At 39.8% G+C, this 19477-nt stretch carries 13 protein-coding genes; 7 read left to right on the forward strand and 6 right to left on the reverse strand.

Annotated features, from left to right (window positions below; all coding sequences use genetic code 11):
• Positions 1–48: 48 nt before the first annotated feature.
• Both QZ738_RS17415 and truA read right to left on the reverse strand, forming a co-directional pair.
• On the reverse strand, positions 49–1818 hold the full coding sequence (locus QZ738_RS17415; RefSeq protein WP_293789006.1) for an ABC transporter ATP-binding protein: 1770 nt from the start codon (positions 1816–1818) through the stop codon (positions 49–51).
• A 135-nt stretch (positions 1819–1953) separates the two neighbouring features.
• Positions 1954–2736, reverse strand: a complete 783-nt coding sequence (gene truA, locus QZ738_RS17420) for a tRNA pseudouridine(38-40) synthase TruA (RefSeq protein ID WP_293789007.1) — start codon at positions 2734–2736, stop codon at positions 1954–1956.
• 165 nt (positions 2737–2901) lie between these two features.
• Here truA and QZ738_RS17425 point away from each other — a divergent pair, with 165 nt between their 5' ends.
• The 7 genes from QZ738_RS17425 to QZ738_RS17455 all read left to right on the forward strand — a co-directional run bounded on the left by QZ738_RS17425 (position 2902) and on the right by QZ738_RS17455 (position 11301).
• Positions 2902–3369, forward strand: a complete 468-nt coding sequence (locus QZ738_RS17425) for a DUF4293 domain-containing protein (RefSeq protein ID WP_293789008.1) — start codon at positions 2902–2904, stop codon at positions 3367–3369.
• Positions 3370–3381: 12 nt separating this feature from the next.
• Positions 3382–3942 carry a DUF4256 domain-containing protein gene (locus tag QZ738_RS17430; protein WP_293789009.1) on the forward strand — a complete coding sequence of 187 codons (561 nt, stop codon included), beginning with the start codon at positions 3382–3384 and terminating at the stop codon, positions 3940–3942.
• A gap of 10 nt (positions 3943–3952) precedes the next feature.
• Positions 3953–4321 carry a DUF2200 domain-containing protein gene (locus QZ738_RS17435; RefSeq protein WP_367268609.1) on the forward strand — a complete coding sequence of 123 codons (369 nt, stop codon included), beginning with the start codon at positions 3953–3955 and terminating at the stop codon, positions 4319–4321.
• A 264-nt stretch (positions 4322–4585) separates the two neighbouring features.
• Complete coding sequence (locus QZ738_RS17440) at positions 4586–6442, forward strand: DEAD/DEAH box helicase (RefSeq protein ID WP_293789010.1); 1857 nt, start codon at positions 4586–4588, stop codon at positions 6440–6442.
• A 203-nt stretch (positions 6443–6645) separates the two neighbouring features.
• Entirely contained in the window at positions 6646–8493 is a 1848-nt protein-coding gene (locus tag QZ738_RS17445) for an alpha-L-fucosidase (protein WP_293789011.1), read from the forward strand.
• Between the two features lie 69 nt (positions 8494–8562).
• Positions 8563–10149, forward strand: coding sequence for a bacillithiol biosynthesis cysteine-adding enzyme BshC (gene bshC / locus QZ738_RS17450; protein ID WP_293789012.1), 1587 nt, complete (start codon positions 8563–8565; stop codon positions 10147–10149).
• 66 nt (positions 10150–10215) lie between these two features.
• Positions 10216–11301, forward strand: coding sequence for an Ldh family oxidoreductase (locus QZ738_RS17455; protein WP_293789013.1), 1086 nt, complete (start codon positions 10216–10218; stop codon positions 11299–11301).
• Positions 11302–11700: 399 nt separating this feature from the next.
• On the opposite strand, the gene QZ738_RS17460 is transcribed toward QZ738_RS17455, so the two are convergent.
• The 4 genes from QZ738_RS17460 to QZ738_RS17475 all read right to left on the reverse strand — a co-directional run bounded on the left by QZ738_RS17460 (position 11701) and on the right by QZ738_RS17475 (position 19384).
• Entirely contained in the window at positions 11701–13125 is a 1425-nt protein-coding gene (locus QZ738_RS17460; protein WP_293789014.1) for an alpha-L-fucosidase, read from the reverse strand.
• Between the two features lie 54 nt (positions 13126–13179).
• Positions 13180–14787 (reverse strand): SusD/RagB family nutrient-binding outer membrane lipoprotein, encoded by a 1608-nt coding sequence (locus tag QZ738_RS17465; RefSeq protein ID WP_293789015.1) that lies wholly within the window; start codon positions 14785–14787, stop codon positions 13180–13182.
• A 19-nt stretch (positions 14788–14806) separates the two neighbouring features.
• Complete coding sequence (locus QZ738_RS17470) at positions 14807–18073, reverse strand: SusC/RagA family TonB-linked outer membrane protein (protein WP_293789016.1); 3267 nt, start codon at positions 18071–18073, stop codon at positions 14807–14809.
• A gap of 120 nt (positions 18074–18193) precedes the next feature.
• Positions 18194–19384: an ROK family protein gene (locus QZ738_RS17475; protein ID WP_293789017.1), complete on the reverse strand. Its 1191-nt coding sequence runs from the start codon at positions 19382–19384 to the stop codon at positions 18194–18196.
• Positions 19385–19477 lie beyond the last annotated feature (93 nt).

Below are 19477 nucleotides of genomic sequence, written 5' to 3' on the forward strand. Positions count from 1 at the left end.
TGATAATGAGCACGAGGTCAAATAATTTCAAGAATTGGATCGCAATTGTTACACTTTGGCAATCCCTTTAGAAGAGAACTGCAGATCGTAAAGTTTTTTATAATAACCGTTTAATTTTAATAACTCCTGATGCGTGCCTTTTTCTTTGATTTCGCCCTTATCCAGTACGATAATCTGATCAGCCTTTTGAATGGTTGACAAACGGTGGGCAATTACAATCGAGGTACGGCCATCCATTAAATTATCAATGGCTTTCTGGATCAATAATTCGGTTTCGGTATCTACGGATGAGGTGGCCTCATCTAAAACCAGAATTGCGGGATTATGGACCAAGGCACGGATAAAAGAAATCAGCTGCGCCTGACCTGCAGAAAGGGTAGCACCTCTTTCCATTACATTATACTGATAACCACCGGGTAAACGTTCAATAAAGTCATGTGCACCCACTTTTTTCGAAGCATTAATCACTTCATCTATCGTAATTTCGGGGTTATTAAGTGTAATGTTATTTAAAATGGTATCTGAAAACAAGAAAACATCCTGGAGTACAGTGGCAATGTGGCTTCTGAGGTAATCGAGTTCAAAATCTTCAATACGAATACCATCAACGGTGATATCTCCTCTTCTTACTTCATAAAAACGGTTCAGGATATTAATGGTTGAAGATTTGCCTGCACCAGTTGCACCAACCAAGGCAACCGTATCGCCAGCTTTTACCTCAAAACTAAGGTCTTTTAGCACATAGCTATCCTCATTATAGGCAAACCAGACCTTTTCGAACTTAATATTCCCTTCCAGTTTGGCAGGTTTTTGTTTACCATGGTCAGGTGTAGTTTCATCGGTATCTAAAACTTTAAAAACACGTTCTGCACCTACCATTCCCATTTGCAGGGTATTAAATTTATCAGCCAGTTGGCGGATAGGCGTAAATACCATGCCCAGGTACATAATAAATTGGGTGATCGTGCCCGGCGTAACATCAAGGGGTTTGGATAGAATGCTTTTGGCACCATACCATACCAATAAGCCTAAAGACATGGCCGAAATCAGCTCAACTACAGGAAAGAATATAGAATAATACCAGTTACTGCGGATATTGGCATTGCGATAACGTTTGTTAATGGCATAAAACTTTCGGTATTCCTGTTTCTCTCTTGCAAAATACTGCACAATGGAAACGCCGGTAATGTGTTCCTGCAAAAAAGTATTCAGGTTTGAAACCTCATTCCTGATTTCTTGGAAGGCGACTTTAATGGCTTTTTGAAATTTACGGGTAGCCATAATCAGCAGCGGAATAGGCAAAAGCACAACTAAACTCAACTCCCAATCGGTATATAACATTACCCCCACAATCACCACTACCTGCAAACTGTCGCCAATCATGGAAATTAAACCTTCTGAAAAGATATCAGCAATAGTTTCCAGATCCGAAACCGTTCTGGTAATTAATTGCCCAATAGGTGTTTTATCAAAAAACTTAAGCCGCAACTTAGTAATGTGGTTAAAAACATTGATCCGCAGATCGCGGATAACCGACTGGCCTAATGTGTTAGTTAACAGCGTATGATTATATTGGATTAAGCTCTGCAAAACGAGCATAAAAATCATCAGCATAGTCATGTTCACCAGGCCAGAGTAATTTCCGTTTAAAATATAATGATCGAGTGTATACCTGATCAAAAACGGACGTACTGGAGAAATGGCCGCCAACAAAATGGTTAAAATTACCGACCACACAAAAACAGCACGGTAAGGCTTTACGTATTGAAAAATACGTTTCAGTAATCCGGTATTATATACTTCGCCTGTCACTGCCATGTTTAGGGTTTAGGGTGTAAGGCTTAGGGTGAAAAGCCTGACACCTTCTTAACAATTTTACATTATACTATCTTTTATCACAATTTTGTTTTTTTTTAACGGTCGCTGCACCTTCCGCCTTAAACCTTCGGCTTTCTACCTTAAATACGGATAGTCTATCTTGACTAAATACAAACCACAGGCAGGTACCGATTGTCCAGCTTTGCTTCGGTTTTTACTTTCTATAATCGCTTTAAAAGCCGCTAAATTTATTTCTTTTTTACCAACCGACACCAAAGTACCCATAATGGCCCTAACCATGTTCCGCAAAAAACGATCAGCCTGGATGGTAAAAACCAGTCCACCTTCCTGTTGTTCAAACACCGCTTTAGTGATCTTACAATTATTGGTAAAAGTTTGGGTATTGGATTTGCTGAAACAGGAGAAATCGGTATAATTTAACAAAACAGCCGCGGCCTCATTCATGGCCTCAACATCAAGCCGGTCTTTAACCAACCACGACCGGTTAAGTTTGAAAGGATCTTTTTCGAAATGGATATGATACTGGTAAGCACGTGCCGTGGCATCAAAGCGGGCATGGGCATCAGCGTGTACAGGTATTATGCGTTTTGCTGCTATTTGATAGGGCAACATCGCGTTGAGGCCTGTAATGGAATTTAGCACTTTAATTTCCTCTACATCCTCCACATCAAAATGGGCATAAAAATCTTTGGCATGCACCCCAGCATCGGTTCTCCCACAGCCCAATGTTTCAATAGGCTGCCGAAAAAAAACAGACATTGCCTTATCCAACAATTCCTGCACGGTGATTGCGTTAGGTTGGGTTTGCCAGCCATGGTACAAGCTGCCATCATATGCCAATTGGATAAAATACCTTTTTTTAATCAAAACGATGCAAAAGTACAGTTTAAGAGTCAAAGGGCAAAGTGTTGAGCAAAGCGTTTGGAGTTGGGCGTTTGGCATAAATTTTTTAAAGCCAATCGCCATTAACGCTTCTTTTCCGATTTATTCCCCCTATGCACCAACTTCAATCTTTTTTTCTTTTCTTAAAAAAATTAGCTTTGTTTCTATATTTTTACGTCCATGATACAAAGAATACAATCTATCTGGTTTTTTTTAGCGGCTTTGACCTTGGTTTTAATGCTGTTTTTACCCATTGCAACAAAAACGGTTGATGGCTCTGAAGCCAAGATTTTTACAAACGGACTACATCATTATCTGGAAGGGAAAACAGGAAAGGTATTAAATGTTGAGGTATCGTTACCATTATTGATCGCCAATATTGCAATAGCAATTATCTGTTTCATCAATATTTTTAATTACAAAAAAAGAAGTTTCCAAAAACGCTTTGCCATTGTTTCGATTATATTAATTGTTGGTTTCGCTTTCTGGTGCAGCATCTATGCAAAAGAACTTCCTGGGGGAATAGAAGGCGCCAGCTTTGGCATTGGTGCTTATTTGCCAGCTGTAGCTATCCTGTTTATTGTATTAGGGATCTTCGGCATCAATAAAGATGAAAGGCTGATCCGTTCTGCCGAAAGGTTGAGATAGTTAATCAATTGAATGATGAATCAAATGTTATCTACAGATCAAACTCAACACTTGCTAAACATACTAAAAAGCCGTTTTGAAGAAAACAGAAACCGGCATGAGGGCCTGGAATGGCAAAATGTGCTTAATAAATTAGAAGCCGATCCGCAGAAACTCTGGGCACTACATCAAATGGAAGAAACCGGTGGTGAACCGGATGTAGTTGCTTTTGAGGAGAAAACAGGCACCTACCTTTTTTTCGATTGTGCTGCCGAAAGTCCGAAAGGACGTAGAAGTTTGTGTTATGATGCGGAAGCACTGGCCTCAAGAAAAGAACATAAGCCAAAAGATAGCGCAGTTAATTTGGCAAATGAGTGGGGCGTTGAACTTTTAACTGAACCCCAATACCACTATTTGCAGCAATTTGGCAAATTTGACAGTAAAAGCTCAAGCTGGATCAAAACGCCTGCAGATATTAGAAAGCTGGGCGGTGCGTTGTTTTGCGACTACCGCTATGGAAAAGTTTTCACTTATCATAACGGAGCAGAATCTTATTATGCGGCGAGGGCTTTCAGGGCTTGTTTAATCGTTTAATTTAAACTATATGATGAATGTAACGCCAGAACATAATGAAAAAATAGCTAAAATGACTTTTTCATCTGTTTACCCCCATTATGTTACAAAAGTTGAGAAAAAAGGAAGAACTGTTGACGAGCTGCACCAGGTGATCAACTGGTTAACAGGTTATGATGAAGAACAACTTCAAAAATACATCCAAAAGAAAACAACCTTTAAAGATTTTTTTGAGCAAGCCAATATCAATCCTAAAGCGCATTTGATAACAGGTGTGATTTGTGGTTACCGGATTGAGGAAATCGAATATCCATTGACGAGACAAGTACGCTATTTAGATAAACTGGTTGACGAACTGGCCAAAGGCAAAGCGATAGAAAAAATTTTGAGCGCTGGATAAACCAAACTTAAAATTGATCAGTTCTTCATCCCCCTTTCGAATGATGCAATCCAGATCGACAGGTTTTTTAAGGTTGTAATTTGTTTAAAGAATTTCAGGAGGTAATTTGTCCCCTGTAAGACCATCCATTTTCTTCTTTCGTTTATCCTCTTCTATTTCATCCTTATTTTCAAACATTTAGCCCAAAAACTATTTACTTGATTCTCTGGGAAATACAAAATATTAACTGTACCTTTGCGGCTCAATTAAAAAATAAATAGACGAATGACAAACCCATTTCAATTATTGGGGATAAGTGATGACGTCGTTAATGCCGTAAAGGACCTTGGATTCGAAAATCCAACGCCGATTCAGGAGCAAAGTATTCCTGTACTGTTAGAAGGCACTAATGATTTTGTTGGTTTGGCCCAAACAGGAACAGGAAAAACAGCCGCATTTGGTTTGCCGCTGTTAGAACTAATCGATTTTAAAGTTAACAAACCACAGGCATTGATTTTATGCCCTACCCGTGAGTTATGCTTACAGATCGCTAACGACCTTAAAAACTTTTCTAAAAACATTGCTAATGCCCACGTTGTTGCTGTTTACGGTGGCGCGAACATTATGCAACAACTACGCGAAATCCGTCAGGGAATTCAGATCGTAGTGGCCACGCCCGGCCGTATGTTGGATATCATTGGCCGTAAAGCCATTGATTTTTCAAATGTTAAATATGTGGTGCTTGATGAAGCTGACGAGATGTTGAACATGGGTTTCCAGGACGACATCAACGATATTTTATCAACCACTCCTGATGACAAAAAAACCTGGTTATTTTCGGCTACCATGCCATCAGAAGTTCGCCGTATAGCTAAAAACTATATGGATAACCCTGTAGAATTAACCATGGGCACAAAAAATACCGGTAACGTTAATATCGAACACGAATATTACATTGTTCGTGCACGTGATAAATACGCTGCCTTGAAACGTATTGTAGATTTTAACCCTGATATTTTTGGTGTTGTCTTCTGCAAAACCAAATTAGATACCCAGGATATTGCCGAGCATTTAATTAAAGATGGTTACAATGCAGATGCCTTACACGGTGATTTATCGCAACAACAACGCGACAAGGTAATGCAGCGTTTCCGTGAACGTAATATGCAATTGTTAATTGCTACTGATGTTGCTGCACGCGGTATTGATGTAAACAATGTAACACACGTAATCAATTATTCTTTACCTGATGAGATTGAAAGTTATACCCACCGCTCTGGCCGTACTGGCCGTGCAGGTAAAACCGGAATCTCCATCTGTATCATCAACTCTAAGGAATTAGGAAAAATCCGCCAGTTGGAGCGCATTATTGGTAAACAATTTACTAAAGCTGAATTACCTACCGGATTTGATGTTTGCGAAAAACAACTATTTTCATTAGTACATAAAGTACACAATGTAGAGGTTAACGAAGAACAAATCGACCAATACATTCCTCGTATTATGGATGAATTTAAAGATTTGTCTAAAGAGGATGTGATTAAACGTTTTGCTTCATTAGAATTTAACCGTTTCTTGCAATACTATTCTAAAGCGCCTGATTTAAATGCAGCTGTTGGTGATGAGCGTGGCGAAAGAGGTGAACGTAGCGAAAGACGCGGACGTGGTAGCGAAGGCTACACCCGTTTGTTCATCAACTTAGGTTCTGTAGATGAGTTTACCCGCGGTGATATGTTATCTTTTATCTGCAATAACGGTAAAATTGGTGGCAAAAGCGTTGGTAAGATCGATTTAAAAGGTGTTTTCTCTTTCTTTGAAGTAGAAGATGCGGTGGCAGACAAAGTGTTTGAAGGCTTTAAATCAGTTGAATTTAACGGCCGCCAGGTACGTATTGAAAGAAGTGGTGATGGCGGCGGTGAAAGACGCGGCGGCGGCGAAAGACGTGGCGGCGGTTTCGGCGGTGAACGTAGAGGCGGCGGTGGCGGCGGTTACCGTGGTGGCGACAGAAGATCAGGTGGAGGAAGACGTGAAGGCGGAAACAGCGGTGGCGGTTTCAGAGATTTTTCTGGTCGTAGCCGTGAAGATAAAGGTGGTAGCGGACGCAGAGAAGGCGGAAGCGATGAGCGCCGTAAAAAATGGTAAATTACTAAACCAAATACATTATAGCCGTTCTGATTATTCAGAACGGCTTTTTTGTACCCTGTCAATACCGCCAAACAGAGTAGATGTCAACTCTAGCAAACTGCTTAACAACATTGTACCCCAAATAGTTACAATTTATATTCAGCGGATTCAATAGACTGTAAAAAATAGATATATTTAACATCTTATCTGTTTAACTGAATATGATGCATTATTTTAGGCTGGTCATTACTTTTTTCCTTTTAGCTACAGGGCTAGATTTATCTGCCCAACAAACAGCTTCAAATCCAAAAATGCAGTGGTTTGCCGATGCCAAACTGGGTATTTTTATTCATTGGGGCATCTACTCCGTAAATGGTATATCCGAATCATGGGCTTTTTACAATAATTATATCAACCATGATCATTATATGAATCAGCTTGATGGATTTACAGCTAAAAAATATGATCCAAAGGAATGGGTAAACCTGATTAAGGAAAGCGGTGCAAAATATGCGGTAATTACCACTAAGCACCACGATGGCGTAGCCCTTTGGGACAGTAAAATGCCTAATGCAACCACAACAGTAAAGCATAGTGCAGCTAAAAAAGATTTAATAACGCCATTTGTAGCCAATCTTAAAAAATCGGGATTGAAAACAGGTTTATATTTTTCGTTACCCGATTGGAGTTATATTGATTACGATGGTTTTACGCGCGACCGCAAGCGTTACGATTACAAACAGGACCCTGCCCGTTTTAAAAAATTTCAAAATTACCTTCATGGGCAGCTCAGTGAACTTTCCAACCAATACCACCCGGATTTAATTTGGTTTGATGGTGACTGGGAACATAGCGGCGAAGAATGGCAGGCGAAACAGATATTGGAAAATCTGCGTAAGGTGAATCCAAATGTTATTGTCAATTCGCGTTTAAATGGTCATGGTGATTATGATACCCCTGAACAAGGCGTACCGGTATTAAAGCCCGCATCACCAGAGTGGGAGTTATGTTATACGATGAACGATTCATGGGGGTACCAGCCTTATGACAACCACTACAAATCGCCAAATATGATTATCCGTACACTGGTTGATTGCATCAGTATGGGTGGTAATCTGTTGCTAGACATCGGCCCCAAAGCGGATGGAACGATCGCGTCCGAGCAAATCAAAATTTTAAAAGATTTGGGTCGCTGGACAAAAAAACATGCTGAAGCTATTTACGATACACAGGCTGGAATCCCAGTCGGCCACGTTGAAGGAAAAACGACTTTATCCAAAAATAAAGATGTATTATACCTGTATCTGGACTATAAGACAATGAATGGCATTCTGTTATCAGGTATCAAATCAAAAATCAAGAAAATTGAAATGGTTGGCAGCAAGGCGCAGCTATATCCGATCAGACTAAATGAAACTGATTATTTACTTCATTTAAAAGAAAGTGATTTCGATAACGATGTGACGGTTGTAAAAGTCACCTTAAATGGCCCCATCGAACTTGCCGATGAAAAACAAGTTCCCCTTTCGCTGGAAAACCTGTATACTTCACCCGTAGGAAATGAGTTAACCAGCTTAAGCCTGAATAAACTGGCCCGGAACCTGAACGCCGGCATCAATATATTTAACAACACCGGTTTAACTGCGGATGGTTTAGATTTCAACCCGGGCATTAAAAACGCAGATCAGAAAGTGAGTAACTGGGTAATCAAACATGCCGAGGCCCTTTACAAAACCGGAAAAGGCATCCCTGGCGGGCATTACCAGGGCAATACGGCACTTTCTGCCGATAAGCAAACGCTCTATTTATTTGTAGAAGGCACACCGACTGGTCCCATTGCCATAAAAGGCTTAAAAAACAACATCAGCAGGATCAGGATTGTGGGCGAAGGTACCATGCTCCCGCAAGAAATTTATAACAAGCTGTATTGGAGCAAAATACCGGGTATTGTTTACATTCCAGTACCTAAAGATAAACTAGATCCGGAATTGACAATAATTGCAGTACTATTGGATAGCCCGATAGACTTATACCGGGAAAAAGTTGGGGCGATTGAAAGCAATCTTTAATTATTTAACAATTGTAAAATAGTGGCGCGACTTTACAATTATCCTTAAATTGCATTACTTTCGCACATCATGCAGGCAAAATATATTTCCTATCAGGAAACCGGATCATTTTCAAAACTGGTTTTAGATTATATTAACGACGACGAAAAGCTTAAATCTTTTTATAGTTACCGCCCCGATATGGCGGGCTTAGCCAGTGCAATTGAGCATAGAAATTTCACCGGCGACCGCACCATCCTGGCAGGGGTTCTGCAAGATCAATACCAGCATTTACAGCCCAATAAATCGGTTAGCAAAAACATAGAGCTTTTAACCCTTGACAATACTTTCACGGTAACTACCGGTCACCAGCTCAATTTATTTACCGGTCCGCTTTATTTTATTTATAAAATTGTAACGACCATTAATTTGGCCATTGAATTAAAAATGGCTCATCCCGAAAAAAACTTTGTTCCGGTTTATTGGATGGCTACTGAGGATCACGATTTCGACGAGATCAACCATGTAAGTGTTGATGAAAAGAATATCAGCTGGATCCAGCAAACCAATGGAGCTACCGGTAGATTAAGCACTAAAACCGTTGCCGCAGCGGTAACGGCATACAAAGGCTACCTGGGTATCTCTAAAAATGGGAAACGGATTGCCAAATTGGTAGAGCAGGCTTATTTGCAACATGATAATTTAGCCGATGCCACCCGGTTTTTGGTGAATAACTTATTTGAGAAATATGGTTTGGTCATCGTCAATGCAGATGATGCACGGTTAAAAAAGCAATTTTCAGGTATTGTTACGGAAGATATTATTCAGCATAACAGTGCGAACAATATTGAAAGCAGCTCTAAAAACCTCGAAGATCTGGGCTATAAAACACAGGTAAACGGTCGTGATATTAATTTCTTTTACCTGCTTGATAACCTGCGCGAACGTTTGATTTTTGAAAACGACAGATATGTTGTCAATCATACGGATATCAGTTTTACAGAAGCCGAATTAAAAGCCGAAATTGAATGTCACCCTGAGCGGTTTAGCCCCAACGTGGTGATGCGCCCCATGTACCAGGAAGTAGTTTTGCCCAACATTGCCTATATTGGCGGTGGTGCTGAAGTAGCCTACTGGATGCAGCTGAAAGCAAATTTCGATTACTACAAGGTAGATTTTCCGGTATTACTGCTACGCAACTCAGCTTTAGTGATAGATAAACGCAGCGCGGAAAACCTGTACAGACTAGGCTTTTCTTTAGAAGATATTTTCCTTCCAGCAGAAGAACTGAAAAACATCTGGGTTAAACGGAATACATCGGCAGAGCTCAGCTTAGCTGATGAAACCCGGGCCATTAACAGCATTTTTGACCAGATTAAGTTAAATGCCTATAAAATAGATAAAACGCTTTCTGTTTCTGCCGATACCGCAAAGCAAAGAGCCAGCCGGTTGTTGGCAAACCTGGAGAAGAAACTCTTCAGGGCTGAAAAAAGAAAACACGAAACAGCATTGCAGCAGATTGAGAACGTAAAGAAAAGACTATTTCCAAATGGCACCTTGCAGGAAAGAATCTTGAATATAGCACCTATGTATGTAAATTATGGTGAAGATTTCCTTTCATCGTGCATTGAAAATTTTGAACCACTTGGTGGTGACTTTACGGTTTTATTGCCGTGATAATAGTCCGGAGTCGGGATTCCGAAGTCCGCAGTCAATCTTAATACCCGATACTTAATACCCAAAATGAACTTCATCACCTTTACCGAAAGCAATCTTAGAACCTTTACCTACAACATTTTTAAAAAAATAGGTTGTTCTGATGAACATGCGGATTTAGCAACCGATGTGCTGATCCGGTCAGATTTACGTGGAATCGACTCACATGGCGTTGCGCGCTTAAGTGGCTATGTACGCCTTTGGGAAAAGAAAAGGATCAATGCCACTCCAAACATTAAAATTGTTCACGAAACCCCTACTACAGCAACAATTGATGGCGATTCAGGATTGGGTTTGGTTGTAGCCCCTTTCGCGATGCAGGTTGCTATCGAAAAAGCAGAAAAATATGGCAGTGGCTGGGTATCAGTTAAAAATTCCAATCATTTTGGTATAGCAGGTTACCATGCGCTAATGGCCGTAGAAAAAGATATGATTGGCATCAGTATGACCAATGCAAGCCCTTTGGTAGCACCTACTTATGCCAACGAACGTTTATTGGGTACCAACCCTATGTGTTATGCTTTCCCTGCGGACAAATACCCACCAGTAATTGTAGATATGGCTACTGCAGCGGCTGCCAACGGTAAACTGGAAATCGCCCAACGGGCTAACAAAAGCATTCCCGATGGTTGGGTCCAGGATAAAAGTGGAGAAAATTCTACTGACCCTAACGAATTAAAAAACGGTGGTTCCCTTCTTCCTTTAGGAAGTGATAAAGACCATGGTAGCCATAAAGGTTATGGATTGAGTGCAACAGTGGATATTTTATCGGCGGTATTGTCTGGTGCCAATTATGGCCCATGGGTACCTCCTTTTGTAGCATTTTTAGAACCCTCTGCTCACCCAGTTGGCGAAGGACTTGGCCACTTTTTAGGCGCTATGCGCGTAGATGGTTTCAGGCCGGCTGCAGACTTTAAAAATCATTTAGATAATTGGGTAGAACGCTTTAAAAGCGCCAAGACAATCGATCCTGATCAAAAAGTGATTATTCCCGGTGAGCCTGAATATGTATTTGAGCAGGAAAGGAAAATCAGCGGTATTCCGATCATTGACGTGGTGGTAAAAGACTTGAATGAGCTTGCTAGTAAATTGGGTATAGAAGAATTATATTAGCTTCATTTAACCGCAAACGGCGCGGAGGATAAAGCGCTAAGTTTGCAAAATTGGGTGTCGTGAGGTACTATTTTTTAACACCGACTATACAGAAGCAGGTAGAGAGTAAACAGCAATCAGATCTGCTGCGCGGATTGAAAAATATCAGATGCAGTAACCTAGTAATTACTGAGTTAAAAACTCAATCTTATTCAATGTCCGTAGAGATGCTATGCTTAACTCTACGGACAGGAATGGAATCAGAAACAACCGCCAAAATTTTTATTCGGGGTCATTCACAAAATCAGTTTTTTTCCCTTAAAGTGATACTTAGTTTCGGATTTTTTAGGGTAAAGAGGCCTTTTTTTGCCTCGGTAAAAAACTGTTGTAAAAAACGCAGGCATGTTCTAAGCCTTGATATTACAAATTGATTTCAGGCGTAAAAGAGAATGCCAGGGCAATTTTTTCCGCCGTTTTTGGAAGATCGAGATGTACTTTGCCGCCGATCAACTTCCATTTCAGTTTTTGCTTATTACTTAACAGCGTAATTGATGTCCCTTTTTTGGGGATACTACCCTGCCAGGAAATTTCTTGAGGCGCATTATCATCTAGCAGGCTGATCCCATAAATGGTTTTACCATCTTTACTTTGGGTAAACCAGTTTTGCCCATCGTGATAATTTTTGGTGATCCTTGTGCCATAAATGGCAGCACCATTTTTTGTAGTCCACTGCCCAATTTCTGCTAATCTTATAATTACATCGTCAGGCAGCGTTCCACTTGCTTTTGGACCAACCCCCAATAACAAACTTCCGCCTTTAGCCACTATTTCTACCAGTTTGTGAACCACTTCTCTTGCTGATTTATACTGATCATTCGGTACAAAACCCCATGCTCCACCCAAGGTCATACAGCTCTCCCAGGGATAATCCAATTGTTTTTCCGGGATTTTCTGTTCAGGGGTTTGATAATTTTCGAACTGACCATGTACGGTACGGTCTACCATAATTAAACCCGGCTGCGCTTTCCTGGCCATAGCGGCAATTTTAGGCATGTCAATATCCTGGCTCCACTCCGGAATCGGTGCACCCCATGAAAGTACCTCTTCATTTACTGAAGACAACGGTCTCACCCAACCCCCATCAAGCCACAAAATATCAATACTTCCATAATTATTCATCAACTCACCAATCTGGTTTTGGGTAAAGCTTTTAAACTTGTTCCAGCGCCATGGATTCTTCCTGATATCGTAATTGTTGTTTCTATTTGCCGTAGCATATTTATCCCACCAATAGTATTGCGAATGCCAGTCGGGCTTTGAAAAATAAGCGCCAATCATAAAGTTCTGTTTCCGGAAAGCATCGAATACGTATTTGGCAACATCTTTTTTAGGATTATTAGCAAACGGACCTTTTGCAATGCTGTAATCGCTTTCTTTGGTATCAAACATGGCAAAACCGTCGTGATGTTTGGTGGTAAAAACCAGATATTTCATTCCGGCGTCTTTACCAGCCTTTGCCCATTGCTCTGGATTAAATTGTGTTGGATTAAATTTTTCACTTAACCCCCAATACCATTTCTTGTAATCATCATACTTCATCGTGCTATCTCGCTCAATCCAGTCTTCCGAACAGATGGACCAGGACTCAATAATTCCGGGAACCGCATATATGCCCCAATGAATGATCATGCCAAACTTTTGGTCTTGCCATTGATCTAATTTCTTTTTTACTGCTTCATCTTTAGGCCATTCGTACTTCGCTGACGCTTGGAGGATATCATTTCTTTGCGCAAAAGCAACATTAATGCAGCAGGTAAAGGCAATTAAAAGGCTCGGTATTTTCATATTGTAATATTATTAAAAATCCCGGCAGAAACTACCGGGATTTAATTAAATGGATTACGGCATCCAGAATATTTTAGTTTTTCGGGTGTCTTTAGATTGTACTGCCTGATAGTTTGCACTATTTAAAGTTTTCTCTTTTGCTGGATAAATCAATCTGGTGGGTGGCGTTTCGAATCCTGCTTGCTTTCCATTTGTAGGAAATGTTAACACAGGGAAACCAGTTCTTCTGTATTCAGACCAGGCTTCCGTTGATTGAAGAACTCCAAGATGTGTCCATTTTTGAGTGTAGATTTTAGCAAGTTTATCGGTAGCTGAACCTGCGTAAGCTACCTGTGGTGCTGCAACCCAAGCATCAATTACTGAAGAAGAAGGAACACTCACATTTACATAACCACCACCTTGATTCACATTGTTCAAATAATAATAAAAATAAACTGATTGCTTAATTGCAGTTTCATAAGACGTTTTGGCATCAGCAGAACTTCCCCATCTTTCCTGCGCCTCAGCTTTCAATAAATTAACCTCTGAAGCAGTAATCACAATGCCAGGCAGATTTTTATTAAATAAAAATGTAGCTGAATCCAGCACTGCATAATCAGGAAAATTTGCTTCTTGCTCTGCAGTCGTGAAAGATATTGGCATTGCCCTGTACGTTTTATTCGGAACAAAAACATCTTTTCCATTAATCTTTATCACACGACCATATTTATCATAAATAACGGGAATACGCGGATCATTAGCAGGCAGCATCACCGTATTTAACATATAATCGGTTGCATACCAACTGCCTTCAAAAAAAGCATCATGCAGATCACTCGAGTTATTTGTTAATGGCTGTAACAAAATATCTGAATTAGCAGGCGAATATTGAGCGGTGTTTCCACCGTCAATTAAAGGATAAGCTGTTGCATCAGCTAACATTTGGGTCACGGCAGTTTTAGCAGTAGTCTCATCTGTTTTCGAAATACGCATTAACAGTCTCAAACGTAACGAATTTGCGAACGATTCCCATTTCTTAACATTTCCCTGCAATAAAATATCAGCTTTAGAAAAAGCGGCTGTTTTATTTGCTGTTTTGAAAAAGGTAGCCGCCGAAGCTAAATCACTGATAAAGCTTGTATAAAGAGCTTTTTGCTCATCATATTTAGCATTTTTAATCGTATTAGTTGCTGTTAAGCTACCAGCGTCTGAATAAGGAATATCGCCCCAGAGATCTACCATTTTTGCAGCTTGCTCAATCAAGACAATCTTAGCCGCCTGCATAATAATTTTTTGACTTGCCTGGTCAGTAGATGACAATGAATTGAACTTTCTTTCCATTGCTCTATACAAGGCCACAGGACCACTTCCATTCCCACCTGGGCTGTAAAAATCATCCCAGTATTGTTGTGAATAACCATCGCTTTGCTGATAAACAGTATTGCTATTAGCAAAATACGATGTTTGTGCATACACACCAGGCATTTGCGTTAGGAATGTACGTACATTCCAATATTTAGCAGCTACACGATCATTATTAAGCATACCAGTAAATAACCCCGGCAAATTCGGGTCTAAAACGTTTTCAGGATTATTAAATTTATCATCAATATCCTTTTTACAACCAACCGCAACAGTTAGTGACAATACAAGAAAACTTGCTTTTATGATTAACTTTTTCATAATATCTTATTTGTGTTGGCTAAAAATTTGCATTTAATGAGAATCCGAAGTTTCTAGATGCTGCTGTTGAGCCTACATCTACACCTTGAGACCACCATTTGTTTCCAAGTGGTGCCTCTGGATCAAGATCTTTCAACGTTCTGTGGATATAGAATAAGTTACGTCCGATCAATGAAAATCTTAGATTAGAAATTTTTAGTTTTTTAGTGAAAGAGGCCGGAATTTTATAACTCAATACAACCTCTCTCATTTTGATATAATTGTTATCAAAAATTTCTGCTTCGGTTAGTGAACCTTCACCCCAGTTATAAGTTGTTAAGTAATAATCAGCAGCCGAAAGTACCTTAGTGTTTGGCAATCCGGTTGTTTGATTTACACCTTTCAATACCACACCGTCGTTGTAGGTTTTACCATTGCTGGTATAAGTTAAACCACCGTTAGCGGCATCTCTAAACTCCATTGAATTCTCTAACATACCTGCACCACGCATGTATTTCAAGTTTGGCGCAATCATTTTACCTCCAAAACGATAATCTATGGTAAAGTCTAGTGCGAAATTTTCATAGCTAAGCGTATTAGAGAAACCTCCAACTGCTTTAGGCATGATGTTTCCTGCCTTAACGTACACCGAATTATCCATTATATAGAAACCGTCATCATTGATTAAGTAATTTCCATTCGCATCAGTTTTTCTCGGACGGATATAAATATTACCCAAATCCTCACCAGCCCTGGCCACAATTTTGGCAGTAGCCTGATCCGAAGAATAGAAATTGATCTCGGAATTGGCATCATACAATGAATTTACTTTTGATTTATTAGTTGAGAAGTTTAAACGGGTATCCCATCTGAATTTTCCAGAAACAGGCGTGGCGTTTAAGGCAATCTCCCAACCTTTATTACCTACTTCACCTACGTTAATAATCTGTTTTTGAGCTCCATTGCTCGAAGTAACATCTAGTGGTAAGATTTGATTTTTAATTTTGTTATTGTAATAACTTACATCCAAACCTAATCTTCCGTTTAAGAACCTTGTTTCTAAGCCGAACTCAGCTTCATGTTTCTTCTCAGGCATTAGGCCTAGGTTACCGTATGAAGATAATGATACAAGTGATGGTACCGCACCATTTATGGATTGTAATGAAGTCTGTTTATATGAAATGTTTGCCTCATAAATAGGAGGGGCATTACCCACCACACCATAAGAAGCTCTTAATTTTCCATAACTCCAGAATTTTGGTAATTTCCAAAGATCGCTAAATACAAAACCACTGTTTACTGAATAATAAGAGTATTGATTGTTTCCAGGAGGAAGTGTAGAAACATATTCTTGTCTGGCCGTACCCTCAGCAAATAAGAAATCTTTATAACTCAAATTTACCAAACCTAAATAGGCATATTTAAGCTGTTCTTTACGTGCCTCAGTAGTTTCCGGAACATTGAATGAGTTAGATAAGGCGAAGAAATTCTCCGTTACTAATCCATCTCTGGTATTCGATTTTAAGTCTTTGTAAGTCTCTTTTCTACCTTGATAACCTCCACTCAACGAGATGCCAAAATCTTCGCCGATCTTGTTTGAATAAGTTAATAACGCATCTCCGTAAAGTACGGCATATTGACCTTGAGTAGTTGTATATGATCCAGTGCTTGTATTGCCATTCAGTGCGCTAGGAATTTCCGTATACTGACGGTTTTCCGTTTTAGCGCTGGTATAGTCGTTACCAATACGTCCTCGCAACTTCAAATTCTTCGCAACATCATAGTTTAGCGTGAAACTAGATAACAACCTGTTCTCATTTTCATTGTATTGGTTTTTCAATTGTTGCCAATAAAAATCCAGCAAATTGGTTGCTCTGATATTAAATATAAATGGCTCAGGACGTGCAGTTTGATCAAAAGTAGCGTACTTATAACCATTGCTTGTTTGAAATCTTTCTTTCATCAAGCCCATGTCTTCAGCACGGCTAAAAAAACCACCAAATGAACCTAGAACCTGTCCTAATTGGTAAGGTCTGTTTTTTGTAATGGTATTTACATAACTTACAATCACATCTGCAGATAATTTAGGGGCAAGCTTAATGGTAGAATTTAAGTTAAAGGTATTTTTTGATCCGGTATTTCCTGGCTGGGTACCTTTATAGTCTAACCGTGAGGCAGAAAAACGATAGTTCACACCTTCTGTTTGATTTGAGATGGCAACGTTTGCGTTTGAAGTATATCCGTTCTGATATACATCTCTGTAATTATTTGGTTGAGGAGAGAATGAACGGATTGAACCATCCCACCATCTTACCTGCTGGCCTTCCATTTTAGGACCAAAATTAGCGTATGCCCTGAAATAAGGACGGAAACCACTAGGAGAAGCAGCATCAGCAATCCAGCCTTCCTCAGTCGCGCCATTTGCTACGTTAGTTTCCCTATCATAACCCGGGCCATAGATATTTTGAAAATTAGGCAAGAAAGCAACCTGATCAATTGAACCCTGGTAGTTAAAATCAACACCTAGACCTCTATTTTTTGACCCTTTTTTAGTTGTAATAACAACAACACCACTTGCCGCATCAGATCCATATAATGCCGATGCACTGGCACCTTTTAAAACAGTCAAGCTTTCAATATCCGCAGGGTTGATATCCAGGATGCCGTTACCACGAACGCGTTGATCATCCCAATAATTGTTGTTGTTAGCACCCGCAGCACCATTTTGTCCATCATTTCTAATCATTACTCCATCCACAACATATAAAGGTTGCTGATTGTAGTTGATAGAGTTAATACCCCGAATCTGAACGTTTACCGCGCTACTCGCACCACCTGGGGCTGTTGTAATTTTTACCCCGGCAGCCTTACCATAAAGCGCTGACGCAAAGTTGGTATTACCGGCTTCTGTGAGCTGTTTGGCCGTCACCGTGCTTACCGCATAACCCAGCGATTTTTCCTGCCGTTTGATGCCGAGTGCAGTTGTTACTACATTCACTTCATCCAGTTGATTACTGCTTTCTTTAAGGACCACATTAAGTGATGTTTGGTTAGTAGTACTTACTTCCTGCTTGGCATAACCTATGGCGGTAAAAACCAATACCTCACCTGGATTTACAGGTAATGAAAATTTACCATTCCCATCTGTTTGTGTTACTTTAGATGTTCCTTTAACAGAAACACTTACACCAGGAAGAGGTCCTGATGCGTCTTTTACCGTTCCGGTAATATTTTTCTGTGCAAAAGCACTTATTGTTATGAAACATAACAACAATATACTCAAACACTTTAAGTACATTTTTTTCATTTTCTTTTGTTTAGTTTAGGATTAGTTTAAAAAATTTCGATTTTGCATTGAGCCTTTTATCTTGCCATATCGTGTTGGTTTTGGTTAAATATTTATCATCCATTTGTTCACTGTCTAATTTCAATCAAACTGATTATACTCTACGGTCAAACTCCCGGCAGCTAATAATTCTGCTTCATCCGTCAGGGCCGAGAGTTTTATTTCGGTCTGCTCGGCTATCCGGGGGATACAGAACTCGTGGATCGCTTGCTGAATAGGAGGCAGAAGCATTTTACCTGCCTTTGCACCTCTTCCGCTCAAAACAATACACTCAGGGTTTAAAAGGTGGATCAAAGTAGCTACTCCTTTACCTAATTGAAAAATTGCTTTAGCCAGAACCGATATGGCCACAGGATCTTGTTCACTCACAGCTTGCAGGAAATGATCAGCAGGATGTTTACTTTTGTCTTCAAAATATTTTTTCATGCTAGAGTCGGCACCTGCCGCTATGGCTTCTTCTGCGCGCTTCACCATTACCAATAAAGACGTATCTACCTCTAAACAGCCCCTTCTGCCACACGAACACAAATTGTCGCTGTCCGAAAGCGGGATATGACTAAATTCTCCGGCGTTGCCTCCACTTCCACGGTATAATTTGCCATTTACAATAATGCCCAAACCTGTTCCCCAACCGATATTAACCACCATTACATCATTTAAATCAACGGCTTCCCCAAAATTAAGTTCAGCAAGCGCAATTAAACTGGAATCGTTATCTACATGTACGGGTAAATTGATTTCGGAAGATAGATAACGTCTTAACGTTGTTCCTTCGTCGACCTTAAGAAAAGAATGGTTAATGCCTTCATCAGCATTAACAAAACCTGGCATACCGATTCCAACCCCTAAAATATCTGTTCTGCTGATTTTTGACTGATCGATACTGCTATTAATAAAATTAACCAGGTCTCCGATATTACACTCTTTTGATGACAGATCAAACTCTAAAGTCTGAATGGGTGTAATCATTTTCCGAGAAAGATCGTAAATGGTTAATCGGGAGGTTAGTTGATCCATGGCAATAGCCACAATATATTTTCGCAGATTTGGATTGATGAGGAACATCGCTGCCCTTCTGCCACCTGTTGAGGGTGCAAATCCCTCTTCTATGATATAACCTTCATTAATTAAACCATTAACCACAGCGGTAACCAAAGGCAAACTCTTCTGGGTCAGCTTACTTAGGTCTGTAAGTGATAGCGACTTTTTATAATACAAATGTTTGATAATACCAGCCCTAAGACGCTGATTTTTTGCAACAATTACAGACATGATATTTGATTACAATCCAAACTTAAAAATTATTTTTAAAACATCACTATACTTTTTAATTTTTTTTAAAAGTTAATAATAAATGTCGTGAAA

Origin of the sequence: uncultured Pedobacter sp. (genome assembly GCF_913776295.1) — a bacterium.
GTDB lineage: Bacteria > Bacteroidota > Bacteroidia > Sphingobacteriales > Sphingobacteriaceae > Pedobacter.